12 protein-coding genes and 2 pseudogenes are annotated in these 14,791 nt (G+C 62.4%); 4 read left to right on the top strand and 10 right to left on the bottom strand.

The features are described from left to right. Window positions 1-60 precede the first annotated feature (60 nt). Complete coding sequence (locus tag X739_RS139215; RefSeq protein ID WP_023796106.1) at window positions 61-1,590, top strand: DUF2235 domain-containing protein; 1,530 nt, start codon at window positions 61-63, stop codon at window positions 1,588-1,590. A gap of 213 nt (window positions 1,591-1,803) precedes the next feature. Here the strand turns inward: X739_RS139215 and X739_RS1000000170835 are convergent. From X739_RS1000000170835 to X739_RS139235, 5 genes and pseudogenes are all read right to left on the bottom strand, one after another. Continuing rightward, window positions 1,804-2,121: pseudogene (locus tag X739_RS1000000170835) on the bottom strand (hypothetical protein); the annotation flags it as partial. Next, window positions 2,111-2,371: a type II toxin-antitoxin system prevent-host-death family antitoxin gene (locus X739_RS139220; protein ID WP_023796105.1), complete on the bottom strand. Its 261-nt coding sequence runs from the start codon at window positions 2,369-2,371 to the stop codon at window positions 2,111-2,113. The pseudogene X739_RS1000000170835 and the gene X739_RS139220, both read right to left, overlap by 11 nt. A 61-nt stretch (window positions 2,372-2,432) precedes the next feature. Next, window positions 2,433-3,374: a DUF2493 domain-containing protein gene (locus X739_RS139225; RefSeq protein WP_023796104.1), complete on the bottom strand. Its 942-nt coding sequence runs from the start codon at window positions 3,372-3,374 to the stop codon at window positions 2,433-2,435. A gap of 248 nt (window positions 3,375-3,622) precedes the next feature. Continuing rightward, window positions 3,623-4,666, bottom strand: a complete 1,044-nt coding sequence (locus X739_RS139230) for a toprim domain-containing protein (RefSeq protein WP_023796103.1) — start codon at window positions 4,664-4,666, stop codon at window positions 3,623-3,625. Between the two features lie 12 nt (window positions 4,667-4,678). Continuing rightward, window positions 4,679-5,848, bottom strand: coding sequence for a hypothetical protein (locus X739_RS139235; protein ID WP_156940001.1), 1,170 nt, complete (start codon window positions 5,846-5,848; stop codon window positions 4,679-4,681). Window positions 5,849-6,033: 185 nt separating this feature from the next. On the opposite strand from X739_RS139235, the pseudogene X739_RS01000000166670 reads away from it, so the two are divergent. Beyond that, a pseudogene (locus X739_RS01000000166670) lies at window positions 6,034-7,238 on the top strand (DUF1173 domain-containing protein). A 35-nt stretch (window positions 7,239-7,273) separates the two neighbouring features. Here X739_RS01000000166670 and X739_RS0135725 read toward each other — a convergent pair. Further along, entirely contained in the window at window positions 7,274-7,957 is a 684-nt protein-coding gene (locus X739_RS0135725) for a transposase (RefSeq protein WP_023796099.1), read from the bottom strand. A 255-nt stretch (window positions 7,958-8,212) separates the two neighbouring features. On the opposite strand from X739_RS0135725, the gene X739_RS139240 reads away from it, so the two are divergent. Next, a complete protein-coding gene (locus X739_RS139240) occupies window positions 8,213-8,671 on the top strand; it encodes a hypothetical protein (RefSeq protein ID WP_084056519.1) in 459 nt (152 codons plus the stop codon). A 168-nt stretch (window positions 8,672-8,839) separates the two neighbouring features. Here X739_RS139240 and X739_RS139245 read toward each other — a convergent pair whose 3' ends face one another. The 4 genes from X739_RS139245 to X739_RS139260 all read right to left on the bottom strand — a co-directional run bounded on the left by X739_RS139245 (window position 8,840) and on the right by X739_RS139260 (window position 13,649). Beyond that, complete coding sequence (locus tag X739_RS139245) at window positions 8,840-9,439, bottom strand: DUF1419 domain-containing protein (RefSeq protein ID WP_023796097.1); 600 nt, start codon at window positions 9,437-9,439, stop codon at window positions 8,840-8,842. A gap of 129 nt (window positions 9,440-9,568) precedes the next feature. Then, window positions 9,569-9,961 (bottom strand): hypothetical protein, encoded by a 393-nt coding sequence (locus X739_RS139250; RefSeq protein ID WP_051410647.1) that lies wholly within the window; start codon window positions 9,959-9,961, stop codon window positions 9,569-9,571. A gap of 64 nt (window positions 9,962-10,025) precedes the next feature. Further along, window positions 10,026-12,173 carry a ParB/RepB/Spo0J family partition protein gene (locus tag X739_RS139255; RefSeq protein ID WP_031252487.1) on the bottom strand — a complete coding sequence of 716 codons (2,148 nt, stop codon included), beginning with the start codon at window positions 12,171-12,173 and terminating at the stop codon, window positions 10,026-10,028. Window positions 12,174-12,452: 279 nt separating this feature from the next. Beyond that, window positions 12,453-13,649, bottom strand: coding sequence for a hypothetical protein (locus X739_RS139260; protein ID WP_023796094.1), 1,197 nt, complete (start codon window positions 13,647-13,649; stop codon window positions 12,453-12,455). A gap of 367 nt (window positions 13,650-14,016) precedes the next feature. Between X739_RS139260 and X739_RS139265 the strand changes: the two genes are divergently transcribed. Continuing rightward, the gene (locus X739_RS139265) at window positions 14,017-14,259 is read left to right on the top strand and encodes a DUF982 domain-containing protein (protein WP_023796093.1); all 243 of its coding nucleotides are present in this window, start codon (window positions 14,017-14,019) and stop codon (window positions 14,257-14,259) included. The last annotated feature ends 532 nt before the right edge of the window (window positions 14,260-14,791 follow it).

The raw sequence follows: 14,791 nt of genomic DNA, 5'->3' as shown, positions 1-14,791 counted from the left end.
ACGTGACCGGCGACCAAGTCCGAGCTTACGTGACCTAAATACTCAAAGGGTATTTTTGAAATGAGCAAAAACATTGTCGTGTTCTCCGACGGGACCGGACAGGACGGCGGAGTTCGCGCGGAGCAACGGATGAGCAATGTCTACAAGCTCTATCGGGCATCTCGTGTTGGCCCGGAAAGCCCCATCAACCCAAAAGCCCAGGTTTCATTCTACGACCCGGGACTGGGCACTGAAACGACTGCGACCGGCATGACCGACGTCGTCCGGCGGGTACAGAAGCTGCTTGCATCCGTTTCTGGCACTGGCATCACCACGAACATTGCTGATTGCTACGAATTCATCATCAATCACTATCAACCGGGAGATCGCATCTTCCTTTTTGGCTTTAGCAGAGGCGCGTACACCGCCAGAGCGGTTGCGAACCTTCTTATGCTTTGCGGCGTACCGAGCCGCATGGGAGATGACCGTCTTCCGCGGTTCAGGAAGGCGACGCGTGACATTTCAGAGGAAGCCGTGCGCACCGTTCTCGAACATGGCGCTGGGCATCCTCGGAAAGACTTTGAGGATGAACGGCTCGAACTCGCGCGCCGATTTCGGGAAAAGTATGGCTCGCATCATGAGACCGGAGAGGTAAACCGCTCAAATGCAGCGCCTCATTTCATCGGTGCGTTCGATACGGTGGCGGCACTGGGCGCAAAGGGAATGCGGCGCGCCATAATCCAGATCGGCCTTTACGCCGGTGTGTTCGGTCTCGGCGCAGTGGTGGCGTTCGTTCCCGCACTGGTTATTGCGGCAATCGCCAGTTTCTGGATTTCGTTCTGGGGAACCTTCTGGACGATTGTAGTCGCCGGGGCAGCTGTAGGCATGGCAGTGCTCCACCACAAGCAGCGCGGGTCCGTGCGCAAAACCATCAAGAATTTCCCCAACCCGGGTGACGTGCACAGCCATATCGCGGAGTGGAAGGGGGACAACTTCGACCGCCTTCTCAGCCGGTTCGTCAACTTTGCGCGATCGGCAAATGCGATCGACGAAACGCGCGAGGATTTCGGGAGAGTCGGCTGGGGATCGACCGTGGCTGCGCCCACCACAATTGATGGCCATGAGGTCCTCAAACAGTGGTGGTTTGCCGGCAATCACTCGGACGTTGGCGGAAGCTACCCCGAGGCCGAATCGCGTTTGTCCGACATAGCGCTTCTTTGGATGATCGAAGAAGCGACTGCCATCCCGGGTGGACTTGTCGTGGGCCCGATCGTGGTCAACGGGGAGAGATTCGAACGATCGATGGAAACTGGTACGGCGCTGCACCTCTTCCCTTCCGCCGATGGTCTCCAGCATTGTGAGGTGGCAGGCATGAAGGACACAATTGCGAGCCGAACGCCTACCTGGCTGTCCTGGTTGACCGCCAGGCTGGGTTACAAGGTGAAACTCCGGGATATCAATCCGGAAGCTGTAGTCCATCCCACCGTCGACGCCCGCTTTGAGTTCGCCGATGTCCCGCAGTGCGCCGGATTCGGACCTTACCGACCTGAGGCTCTGCGTAACCACAAGAAGGTTGCCCATTTTTACATCGAAGAAGCCACGCCTATCTAGGCAGCTGGATCTAGAAAAGCTCTTATAGCCTTTGTGCATAAGCCAGAGCGCCCGTTGGAGATGACTCGAAGGGCTTTGCGGGCACGGATTGGCTCTTTCACCGGATCGATACCAAATTGGCGCGCGGCTGCTCGCGATCAGTAGCTCCTCAACTTGGCGAGGCGATGTAAGGCTCGCCTGAACCACAACGGCGCGGCTATTGAGCAACTTCCCGCCGGCTTCGATGTACCGGGAGCGTTCGGCAATATCGTAATTGTATTCGTCAACCACGACCCAGCAGCGTTTGAGATCGGTCAGACCGGCGCGGCGGCACTCGATGGCGGAGACTTCCAAACCGACCCGATCAGCGGTCGGTGGCTGGGTTGTTATCGCCAGGAGCGCCAGATGGGTCAGGCCGTCTCTTGCGCCGCGGACAGCGACGACCACACAGGTCGGCCGGCTCTTGCGGCCTTCCGTTTCGCCGCGCTCGTGTTGCCATGCCCAAAGATACGGGTAGGAGACGACCTGACCGGGCAGGAATCTAGCGCTCATTATCGTATCCCTCGCCGCGCGCCAGTCGGTCGATCTCCGCGGTGAAGAGTTCCTGGTGTTCCTCCGGCATCTCGGAGACTGGATATGCGCGGCGGGGATCGCCACCGGTGCGCATCCGTTCGTAGTGCTCGTAACTCATCAACACGAACCAGGGTTTCCGGTGTTTGGTGAGGATGACGGGTTCGCGGCTGGCAACGTCGGTGACGTCGCCAACCTGCTTGTTGAGATCGCTTGTCATGAAATGACGCATGGCCGCGCTCCTTCGTCAATCTCCATAATATCCAGATTTTCGCATTGCAAAAAAACGGCGCTCACGCGCCGTCCTCCGTGAACCGCCACACGGGGATGCCGAGGCGACGAGCCTTGTCGGCGAGGTTCTCGGTGATGCCGGAGCCGGGAAAGACGATCAAGCCGTACGGCACCACCGAGAGCAGCTGATCGTTGCGTCGGAAGGGCGCCGCCTTGGCGTGCCGATTCCAGTCCGGCTTGAAGGCGATCTGCGTGACCTTGCGATTTTCGGCCCAGCAGGCGGCGATGCGCTCGGCCCCGCGTGGGCTGCCGCCATGGAGGAGCACCATGTCGGGGTGCTTCTCGCGGGCCTTGTCGAGTGCATCCCATATTCGGTCGTGCTCGTTGCAGTCGAGGCCGCCGGCGAAAGCGATCTTGGTGCCGGCCGGAACCAGCACCTCGGTTTCAGCGCGGCGGCGTGCGGCGAGGAAGTCGCGGGAGTCGATCACCGAGGCGGTCATCGCCTGATGGCTGACCTTGGAGCCGGTGCGCGGCCGCCATGCCGACCCGGTTTCCGCCTCGTAGAGGTCGGCGGCCTCGTCGCGCATGATTTCCAGCACGTTGCGGCGCTCGATATAGCTGATGCCTTCCGCGGTCAGCCGTTCCAGCTCGACCGACTTCACCTCGGAACCGTCCTGTTCGCCCTGACTCGAGCGCTGGGCCTCCTCGTTGCGGTCGAGGGTGCGGGCAACGCGCTCGGCGGCACGGTGGAAGAGATTGGTGAAGGACCAGAGGAGGTCATCGAGGTCGGGTTCGAGCCTGGTGTCGCCGAGCATGCCGGCGAAGGTCTCGACGATCCCGGCGAGGCCGGCCCGGATCACCCCGTCGTCGGGCAGCGGGCGGGGATCGGGCTCGTCCTCATGCGGGCGATGCCCGTACATCTGCAGCTCGAGGATGACGCGGTCCGTCGGCGAGGAGGCGTGGTAGGGTTCGTGGGCGTCGTCGAAAGGAAGCTCGTTGATCATGGCGTGTCTCCGTCGGCTTTGGCCGCGCCTATCGCGGCCTGACAGCGCATCCCGGCCGCGCCCCNGGCCGCACCGAAGGCCGGAGCGCGAGCGGAGGACGGCGCAGCCGTTGCGGCCGTGACGGGGGAGTGGCAGGGGTCGCCTCTCGGGCAGGCCGCGGGCGCGGCCTCTCCGGCGGACCGCCACCATGCCTGCAGCCTTTCCGGACGTCGACCCCGCCTGCCGGCCTTATTGCCGGTTTGGGCCGCTCATCCGTGCGGAGGCAAGAGACCGGCATCCTCCGGGGCGAGCTGATCGCTGAGCCATGCCGCGAGACGGGTCGGGCCGAGATTGCGCAGATCGTCGTTGAAGTCGCCGAGCCGCGGCCGCAACGCCAGCGCGAGGATCCCAGCCTCGCCTGCGCGCTGGCTGAGACGCTCGATGCCATGCCGGCCGGCGGCGTCAGCGTCGGCCGCGATGTAGAGGCGACGGCAGCCAAGCGGGAAGATCAGGCCGGCGAGGTGATTGGCCGAGGTGGCGGCTGCCACCGGCAGGTCCGGCATCACCGTCCGGAGCGAGGCCATTGTCTCGAACCCCTCGCCGGCAGCCATGACCGGAACAGGCGTTCCGGGCTGGAGGCCAAGCCAGATACCGTTGCCAAGAAGATGCCCGAGCGAGCGGCGGGGATCGGCGAGCTGCGCCTTGCCGTTGCCCGAAGGATGGAGCCAGGTGCGTTGCAGGCCGGTGAGACGCCCGTCGAGGCCGGTAACCGCCGCGATCAGCGCGGGCAGGGTCTGCGTCTCGCCAGTCACGAGATCCCGGTAATAGCAGGCGGGATGGAAGCGCAGGGCGCGCTCATATGTGGACAGAAGGATGCTGCGGCCGGCGAGATAGCGTTCGGCAAGGGTACCAGCGATCGGCTGAGATATTGTGAACAAGCGACGCGCGGCCTCGGGAGAGCCGCGTGCCGCGCCGGGTTTGCGCTGCGCGCCAGGGGGATGGTGCGGTGGCAGCGGCATGGATAGGAAGCGACGTGCTTCATCGGCGACTTCACGGAAATCAACAAGGCCACAGCTTTCGCGGATGACGTCGAGCAGGTCACCGTGCTCGGTGCTGGCCTCGTCCACCCATTTTCCGGCTGGCCCCCTGCCATTGTCCTTCAAGCGGACATGCATGGAGCGGCCGCTTGCATTGCGCACGTCGCCGACGATCCAGTAGTTGCCGATGCGCCGGCCATTGGAGAGATATTCGCGGCAGACCGCCTCGGCATGGTCGCCAAGGCGGCGTGCCAGCTCGGAAGCCGAGCCGGTCATGATCGCCTCCCCTCAAGCCGCGGCCGCACGGTCGGTGACGCCGACCAGCGTATGGCGTTCGAAGAGCGCGGCGAGGATGACGGACCCTTGCGCGGCCGTCGGGATGAATAGCCTGAGCTTCCACGAGATGATCTCGGATATCAGCCCAAGCGCCTTCAGCCGGGGAATCATGGCATCGGTGAAGCCGATCAGCTCGACACGGTAGTCGTTCATGACGCGGCTGCGACGGAGGAGCAGCCTGTCAGCAAGTTGCAGCCCGATGCGTCCCTCGAGCAGACCGGCCCAGGCCTCATCGGCCGACAAGGTTGCAACATGGTCGATGCCCAGATTGCGCAACAAGGTCGCCACGAGCGTCGGCGCGATATGACGGCCGATGATGGGTTCGCCGGCATCGGTCTGGATCCGATAAACCTGGCAATCATCGTCAGGCAGCCGCCGCCAGATCGGCAAAAGGAGGCCGGTCACGATGTGGAAGGTGCTGGTGGCGACATGGCCGTCGACATAGGCGCCGACGGTGAAGGGTGGATTCATCAACACAACGGACGGCCGAATGGCCGCATCGAGATGATCGTCGATATGGGCCGCGTCGTGCCGGCAGACGGGAACACGCGGGAACAGCAGGCCGAGGAGATCGGCCCGTGTCGCGGCAAGCTCGTTGAGCGCGAGCGAGGCCCGCGCGGTCTCGGCATGGACGGCGAGCAGGCCGGTGCCGGCCGAGGGTTCGAGGACGAGGTCTGAACATGCCATTGCCGCGGCTTGCGCCGTGACGAAGGCGAGCGGCAGCGGCGTGGAGAACTGCTGCATGGCCTGGCTCTCGTCTGACCGTCGCGTATGGGCGGGAAGAAGGTCGGCGACCCGCTTCATCATCGCCAGCGTCGCCTGCGGCGTGGTCGATCGCGACAGCATCGCCGGTCCGAAATGGCGCAGAAACAGCACGTGGGCGGCTTCGAGCACCTCATAGACGTCCTTCCAGGTCCAGAAGCCTTGCGCATCCGTGCCGCCGAAACTTGTCGTCATGGCCGTGCGCAGGGCTGTGGTGACAGGCTTGCCCTGTTCGAGGAAAGGCAGAAGCAGCATTCCCGCCTGATAGACCGCCTGAGCTTTGTCGCGGCCGGCGGGTGACTGCGCGACTAGGTGAGAGGCCGTTCTGGGAGCGGCCGGTGTGGTCGTAACGATGTTCATGGAAATGTCCTTCGCGAGAGGGGGAGGGCCCACGCGCCGGCACTCTCTCCGCGCCAGCCGGGCCACACTCCTCCCGGCGCCCCTCTGCCTCTAGGCCGATGCCTCAAAACGGGTTGCGCTCCGCGCAAAGCCATGGCTTGAATGCGCGGACAGGGATGCGGCGGCGACCTGGAGCTGTGGAGGGGATGCGACGGTTCAGAATTGGCAGTGAGGTCTACGAGGAGGGAGCGCCTGACCTGCAGGCGGCGCTGGCGAACGCCTATGCCCGCAAGGAGCGTCCATCATGCCTGTGCCATGAGCCAGGCTGCCCTATGTATGTCGCCCGCATCGGCGACCTCTACCTTATCAAGCGCATGCCGCTCAGCGGCGGCGGGCACGATTCTTCCTGCGATTCCTACGAGCCCCCTCACGAACTGTCTGGGCTCGGCGCCTTGATGGGCAGTGCGATCCAGGTCGATCCGCAAAGCGGCATGGCGGCTTTGAAACTCGATTTCAGCCTGTCAAGGACGGGGAGCCGGACGGCGTCCGTGCCTGCTGGCCAAAACTCCGCCAGCGTAAGCGCAGATCCAAGCAGGATGTCACTGCGTGGCCTTCTTCACTATCTCTGGCACGAGGCCGAATTGACGGTCTGGACATCCAGATGGGCCGGCAAGCGACATTGGTGGAATGTCCGCTGGCACCTTCTTGAGGCGGCCGGGCAAATGATGGTGAGGGGCGGGCCGCTCGCCGATATCCTGTGCGTGCCCGAGCCGTTTCGGGCCGAAAACAGGCAAGCGATAGAACAGCGTCGCAACGCGGTTCTTGCTACAGCACTTCCGCCGAAATCCGGCCCACGAAAACTGCTGGTGCTGGTCGGCGAGGTCAAGGAGATCGTTCCCGCCCGATCCGGTCAGAAACTTGTCATCAGGCATTTGCCCGGGTTTCCCTTCATCATCGACGATGCATTGCACCGGCGTTTGCAGGCCCGCTTCGAAAGGGAATTGTCGCTGTGGGAAGCGGATTCGACTTCACATCTCGTGGCGATCGCGACATTCGGGCTGAACCCGGCCGGCCTCGCCATTGTCGAGGAGATCGCGTTGATGGTGGTGTCCGAGAACTGGATTCCCTACGAGACGGTCCCGGAGAAGAGGCTCGNAAGAGGCTCGTCGATGGGCTCGCCCGCCTTCGCGAGAAGAGCGTGAAGGGGTTGCGCTATGACCTGCAATCCGACCAGCCGATCGCCAATGCGTTGCTTCAGAACAGGGACGAGCCAATAGCACTCTTTGTCGTCCCTACCGGTGCGGACGAGAACTACGAAGCCGCGCTCGATGAAATGATCGCCGCGCGACCTGAGATCGGCTCCTGGGTGTGGCGGGTCGGCGATGGCGACATGCCGCCGCTACCGCTTTGAGCGTCGTGCCGATTTCCAGCGATGCTCACGATGCCTTAGGCGAGGCCCAGCTTCTTCTTGAGCTCGGCATTTTCCTTGCGCAGACGGTCGGCAAGCAGGCTCTTGAGGCGCTTGTTTTCTTCTTCGAGCGCCACAAGATCGCGAAGGTCGCCGCTGTCTGAAGACGGTGCCGCAGCCCTCTTCCAATAATAATAGGTCTGCTCCGATATGCCGGCCTGGCCGACCGCAATCTTGCTGGTCGCGCCGCCAGCGATCGATTTCTCGATCTGGGCAAGCTTCTGGGCGCGTTCCTTGTCGGAATATGTCTTGCGGGCGGTCTTCGCTGCCACGGGAGCTTCCGCGGCCTGGGGCACTGGTCTCGCCCCGTCCTTGCGGGCCGGCTTGGTGAGATCTGCCTTCGCTTTCTTTGCTCGCGGAGCTTTCTCCTTGGATTGAGGCGCTTCCACTTTGGCTGGCGCCACCGTCGTCTGAACAGTTTGAGCGTCCTGAAAATCGGCCATTATATACTCCGCTAGTGGTGTTTCCCCTTCTTCAGCATCAAGAGGTCTTATACTGAAGTCAATCACCTCCGAATTTGGAAGCTGAGCAGCATGAGCCGGCTGCGTCATCTCGGTGGCAATTTTGGACAGGTCAAGATCGCCCCAGATCGAATGGCTTGGCTTTTGGCTGCCGCGCCTCTGTTTCACCTCCACGATGAAAGGCCGGATCTGGCGCTTCATAGTCTGTTCCTTGATGTAAGCATGGCTGGCAAGCCAAGTCGCTGTTCGTGTTAGCGAGTATACGACGCGAGGGCATCTTATCGCTCTCGCCGTGCTTTATCGGAGAAGCCCCGCAACGAGCAAGCGGTGTGTCATGGGGTCTTGGGCAACCGGCTCAATCAACTGGGGACAAGCAGACTTGCTGAGAGGTGATGGAGTGATCTTCAGAGCTGCATCCACACACGCCGTGCTCAGGCGTCTAGCCGGCGGCGTGCGATGACTGTGCACAATCCGGCTGGAGCGATTGCAATCCAAATTTTCTCGGGAACTAATCTTCTCATGGCGGCGGATGAGCTGGACGCGCTTGTTTTCGGGATGGCGGTCGACAGCGTTCGTGCGCTTTCTATCCCTTTCACGGAAAAAGTCGCGGAAATCGCCCACAGAAGCCACGGCGTACTGCTTTTCAATTTGCGCATCGATGGCGACATGGAACTTCAGCGCGTCGCCGCCATCCGGTATCCAAGCAATCAGACAGGCGTTCTGGTGCTGGATAAGCAAGGCTTGTTGACAAGCCATTGCATGGTCAATGGCCCTTTCTCCAGCTTTATCGCTCCGTTGGAGGACTGGAACGCGCTGCCGCTCGCAACGCAGGCCAGGACGAGTATCGCCGGCCCGGTCAGCCTGTTCATCGGCGCTTTACGCAATGCCGGATACTTCCCGCGTGGCAGGCGCTGACCCGAATTTTCCTGAGGGCCGGATGCTTATATCCTCGGGGCAGTTGGCCATACGGTCTCGCATGGGCCGTGCGCGGGTGCATCCATTGAACGAAAGTCGGTCACCATGATGGAGAGGCTTCGCCGCCGAAGCGCGGTTCTTATAGATGCCCATCGTCGTCTTCCTTCATCAGCTCCGACGCAATCGGACTTTGGACAGGCACTCGTCGATCTCGAGATCCGATAGGTCATCGAGCAGCTTGAAGGCAGCATCATGCCTTCCGGCGTTAACGAGAATCGTGCGTTTGCCGCGATGTTCGGCCCACCCGGTCTCGGGGTCTGCGTTGCGGGCGGTCCCCCTGAGCTCGACAGGGGTCATGTTCCAGATGGCCTCGAGCTTTTCCTCACGGGTCATGGTGTCGGTCGCGCCCGTCTCGTGGGCGATGATGGCGGCGCGCATCTTGTCTGGCGACTGCCGATCCGTGAGATCGCAGAAGCCGTGATACCAGCGCTCGCGCCCTCGGATCCTGATCGCGAAAAATACACTGGTGACGTTGCCGGCCTTATACTCCGACATGCCGAACAGGCCGGTCCTCTGGAACAGCGGCGGCAGCAGTCCGAGCATGAAGTGGTACAAGGCGGCCTCGATCTCGAACCACTCACCTGAATACGGCGTGCCGGATAGCGCATCGAGGTCTGGGTTGTCTTTGTGTCGATTGAACAGCTGGAACATCTGCTCGCGGGTGGCAACGCCATCGAGCACCTTCCTGAAGGGTGGATGTGCGGTCATGGTGTTCTCCTGAACGCAGCTCGGCCACGCGCGGCATCGCCGCGCCATGGCAACTGCTTGGTGTGTTGTGACTGGCGACCGGTCGAGCCTCTGCCGGCGCGTGCACCGGCGATGATGGGTTTGCAGGGTTCAGGCGGCGCGTCGCTCGGAGGAACGCGAAGCGTCTCGACCAACCCCAGTGATGGCGCGGACGGCCGCAGCAAGGGCCGGAATGTCGTCGAGCATGCCGAGTGCGACGAAGTGATTGGCTCCGCCGGTATAGTCCTTGCGGCCCTTGCAGGTGCGGATCAGGATGCCGTGGCCCGGGGAAAGCCCGAACTGGCTGACCTGGATAAACGCCCGGTCATGGTGCAGGGTGACTTCGCCGGAAATGGCTATGCCCGCCTTGTTCGAGCGCAGGTCAAAGCTGCCGGGCGGCAGTGCAAGCTCGGCCGCGAGCTTCTTTAGCCGTGAACGGGCGGTCGTGTGAAAACGTCTCTTCTGCTGCTCGTCGTAGGAGCAGCTTCTGTTCCAGTCGAACATGTCGATCTCCATGAAATGTAACAGGCCCGGCGAAGGTGCCGGGCCTGGGCGAGCGGGAGGCCGACTATTCGGCGGCCTGGAGGTGGTCTGTCTCGTCGCCGGCGAGGGTCGCCGGCTCATCGGCGGACGGATCCGCAACGTCGGCGAGGAAGGCCGGCAGCTCGGCCGCATCGCCATCGAGCGGCGCCTCCCCCGACGCGTCGCCGGCGATGGCGCCGCCAGCAACGGCAGCCGCGTCGTCGACCTCGAGGCGCAGCGGCTCGGGCAGCCAGTTCGATCCCTCGAGAAGGCGGGCCGCCTCACGGGCCATGATGTCCTTCTTCATGTTGTCGATCAGCTGCGCGGAGTCCGCGTCACGGGCTTCACGGACAGCCTGCAGGATCCGCGCCTTGGTGAGGCGGCCGAGGAACTCGACCGTGGGCGTCCAGCCTGCATCGACCATATTGAACTGGAGCGCACGGCCGAGCACGTCTGCATGCTCGAGTGCCCGGTGCCGCCTGTTCCATGGTTCAACCACCGCGTTGAGGGCCAACGAGACGCAGTGCGCGAACAGCGCCTTGCGGCTCGCTTCGTCGAGCCCAAGAAGGAAGTCCCACAGGCTTTCCGCCCCTTCGGGAAGATCTCGATCCCAGGCTTCGTGCCGGTCGGCGATCTCCTTGGCCCAGGACGTCTCGGCAAGCCCGTCGACCTGGCTGAAGCTGCCGCTCTTCAAGCTGATCTCGAGGCAGGTGTCCGGCGCGAAGCGATAGAAGACCTGCAGGACGAAAGCATGGAGTGCCGCAACGAAGGCGATGTCGACTTCACCCGCGAGCGCATTGCGCAGCGCAAGCGTCCGCTGCGCGGTCAGGTCGAAGACGAGCCGATCGGGCAGCGGCTTGATGCCATCCTCCTCGCCGTCGTCGCCGGAACTATCATTCACCGGCTTGCCATTGACGACAACGCCATCGCCCTCGGCGTCCCCGTTAGACCGGGTTTCGCCCTCGGCGTCCCCTTCATCGCGCTCATCGCCATCGCCGGTCTCGGTCCGCGGTTCGTCCTCGGACCGCACGAAACCGGCCTCGACCTGGAGCTTGCCGTTCGCGGCGAGCGTCACGAACACACCGGCAATGCCCTTCTGGGCGGGGTCGTAGCTTTGAGGACGATCGTCGATCGCGTCGAGCTCGGCGCCCAGTCGATCGAGCTTCGCCTCGATTGCCTCGTCGGCATCCTCGGCCGCGGCATAGTCCGCATCGAGCTTGTCGTATTCCGCCTTCAGCGCATCGTAGCGTGCAATCTCCTCGGCGCTGAGCTCCTGCGCCTCGGCATAAATGCGGCGCATGCCGGAGGTATGTCCGTAGGGAAAGCTGATCGCCGCCTCGACCCATTTCCAGCCTTCGGCGCGGACCGCCTCGGCGTCCACCTTCAGCCTGTCGAAGACAAGCTGCTCGAGAAGTGCCGCATCCTGGAACCAGCCGCCGGAATCCTGCTCGAACAGGTCGCGGAGGATGACGCCGCCAGCTGCCTCATAAGCCTCGGCACCGACATAGACGGCCCGACGATCGTCGGCCCGGACCGTGGTCTCCGTCAGCAGGCGCCTGATGTAGTAAGGTTCCTGCGTGTGCGAGCCGGAGATCCGTTCCCAGACCTGCTCCTGGCGTGCGTGGTCGTCCGAGATCGAGAAGGCCATGATCTGCTCAAGCCGGATTTCGTCCTTCTCGTAGAGACCGAGAAGTTTGGGCGATACCGTTGCCAGCCGCAGCCGTTGCCTCACCGTCGCCGGCGATACGAAGAAGCGGGCGCCGATCTCTTCAGGATCGAGGCCCTGGTCGCTGAGCGTCTTGAAGGCCCGGAACTGGTCGAGCGGATGCAGGTCGGCGCGGCGCAGATTCTCGGCGAGCGAGTCTTCCTCTGCCGAGGTCTCCTGCCTGCGGTTGACGATGCAGGGGATCGGCTCGTTCTTCGCCAGGCGCTTCTGCTTGATGAGGATGCCGAGCGCGAGATAACGCCGGCCGCCGGCGGGCACTTCAAATGTGCCGGTCTCCTCGCCTTCACCGTCGAGCACGGGACGGACGTTCAGGCTCTGGATCAGCTTGCGCCGGCCGATGTCTTCGGCAAGCTGCTCGACGGAAACGCCGTCCTTGATGCGCCTGACATTCTTCTGCGATAGCATCAATCTGTCGTAGGGGATGTTCTCGGCGGCGTTCATTGCGATCTTCTGAATGGCCTTTGCCATGGTCAGGTTCTCCATGACGGGCGGCCCGGGGCCTCTCCCCGAGCCTCCAAGCCCGTCAGAACCCTCCCCTCCCCCCTCTGCCTCCAGGCCTCGCGCCGACCCCGCTCGGCTCGCGGATCTCGACGCGACCGCGCCGCCCGGGGGCCTTCAGCATGTGCGTCACCGGGCTATCCACGAAAAAAGCGCCGTCCTCTTGCTAAGAAGGACCGCGCTGGAACTAATGGGGATGGCTCGGAGGCGAGGCCGGCGGCGAGAGTTTTCGCCGCCGGCCCTGCGGAATCAGTTGGCAAAATCGAGAAGCTTCTTGGCCTTGCCCTCCATGTCCAGGCGGACATCCTGATGCGGCTTGTCGCGCGCGACCCGCGTGATGCCCTGCACGAAATCAAAAATCGATTCCGGTGGTCTGCCTTCCTCCATGAGAACAGTATCGATGATCTTCGTGGTCTCGGACTTGGAGAAGCCCCGCTTGCGCAGGAAGCTCTGGCGATCTTCGTCGTCTCTGGCAATGATTCGCTGCCGCGCCGTCTTGATGCCGTTGACGAATGGCATGGGCGAGGAATCGGCAAACTGGATCAGCGCCGGCTCGGCTTCCAGGGTGAAACGGGAGGCCGCGTATTTCGAATGGCGGATGGTGATTTCCTCGAAATCTTCCACGCCCCACAGATTTCGATTCTGACACACTGCGCGCAGATAAAAGCTGGCGATCCCGAGGGTGCGGGCTCCGACTTCGGAATTCCAGCAGTAGAAGCCGCGGAAATAGAGATCCGGTTCCCCATTTGGCAGCCGCCCGGCCTCGATCGGGTTCAGATCGTCTACGAGGAACACAAAGATATCGCGATCAGACGCGTAGAGCGTTGTGGTGTCGCTGGAGATGTCGACGTGCGGATTGTAGATTCCCGTTGACCAGTCGAGCACTCCGGGCACCTTCCAACGCGTGTCGCCGGTACCGTTGCCGGCGATCTTTTGAACGGCGTCCACCAGTTCTGAGTCAAATATTCTGCCGTAATCCGGGCCCGTCACCGCCCGCAACTCGAGGCGCCCGTTCTCTATTTCCAGTGTCTTCACTTGTTCGGCGCGGTGCTTAAGGAGACCGTGCTGAAGGTTTATCGCCGCGAGCGGAGCTGGAAGCTGCCGCAGATAGGTGGCCGGTGCGCCGACCAAACTGGCGAGTTGGCCAAAACTCCAATGCGTGGGGGCAACAGGGGCAGGCGCATCAGGCAGCATTAGCCTCAGGCGCTCCGGGTCGTCGCGGCTGGCCTCGACGCGGATCAGCTCACTTTCGACGATGCGGGTCTTGCTGCGCTCCGACCGGCTCTTCACCGCATTTCCAAGGTCGTTGAGCGACAGGTATCGCTCATCCGCTGGCCGGTTGAACCATTCTGACGACACGCGGCTAATACGCTGGCCGCGGCTGACGTCGACCTTGTAACCGGCACGCTCGTTGCGCTTGGGCGCAAGAATTTCCATCTGGGTCATGGGTGTTGCTCCTTGGCGGGCGCCGGGAGACTCTCTCCCGGACCTTTACCCGCCACCGCAACCCGCCCCCCCTCTTCCTCTCCTGCACCAGCGCGCCCTATCAGGCCGCCATTGCAGCCGCTTCAGGGCTGGCACCCAGGAAGGAGGGCTCGGGCTTCGGGAAAGCCCGAGCCTGAGACCAAGCGCCGTTCACCTTCCGGCCGCGACAGAATTCCGCGGTGCTTTCTTGGGCAACGAGACCGTCCGGAACTTGTCTTGAGATTGGGCAATTGCCAGTTCTGTTCTGGCCCTAGCCAGAAATGTATAAATTGACCCCACGTCATGATACGCGAATACTTTATCGAGGTCGGGATTAAGAGTGAATTGGATGTCGAGCAGGTTCGTCCGGCCCGTAGTGGTGCAAGTTGGCCGGCATGACCGTGAGCGCATTGTATTCGATGTGAACGACGCAGCGACGATCCTGCTGCGGAGTTTCCCTCATCAGACGGAGAAGCGAAAACTGGCTATGGATGCATGTCTTCAGGTTCTGCGCGGTGAAGCTCGGACGCCGGTTGCAAGACGGGCCTTCGTTGCAGCGGCGTTGGAAGCGAACATCCTACGCAGCGACTGAAGTCCAAGTCATATTAGTCGCATCCTTAAGCCGCAGCCCAGCAGGAAAAATCGACCTGCGGACCTGGCTCCCGGACAATCAAGATATGGTCCCGCTCCATCCGCTATGCCGGGCTTTGACCACGGCGCAGTCAAGTACCGAAGCCGGGCCATTTCTCAGTCAACTTTGATGTTCATGGTAATTTTCGAGGTACCCGAGCGCTGTGCGCTTTTTCCCGTAGCGGCGAAAACAAAGGTGTCGGTACCTTTGTAACCGCTTTGGGACTGATAAGTGAAGCCTGATCGGCTGGTGGCGGCAGCAACGCCGTGTTGAGGAGCGGAAATGATTTTCAGACTTGAGTTGCTACTGGTGCCATGGGCGTAGACGGGGAATGCGCATTTTTGGCCGCTATGTGCCATTGCGCTGCCGGTACCGTCTTGTCCGAAATAGAAGCGCAGTCGCCACGGACACGGGTCCGCGTTCGCAGGCCGTAAAATGCCCAAACTTAGAAGGCTAGAAAAAAGGAGGACAGCATACGTGTTAGATCTCATGG

The organism is Mesorhizobium sp. LNHC209A00 (assembly GCF_000502915.1).
In the GTDB taxonomy this organism is placed as follows: domain Bacteria; phylum Pseudomonadota; class Alphaproteobacteria; order Rhizobiales; family Rhizobiaceae; genus Mesorhizobium.
The sequence above is the reverse complement of the archived record's forward strand: the minus strand, read 5'-3'. Positions and strand labels throughout refer to the sequence as shown.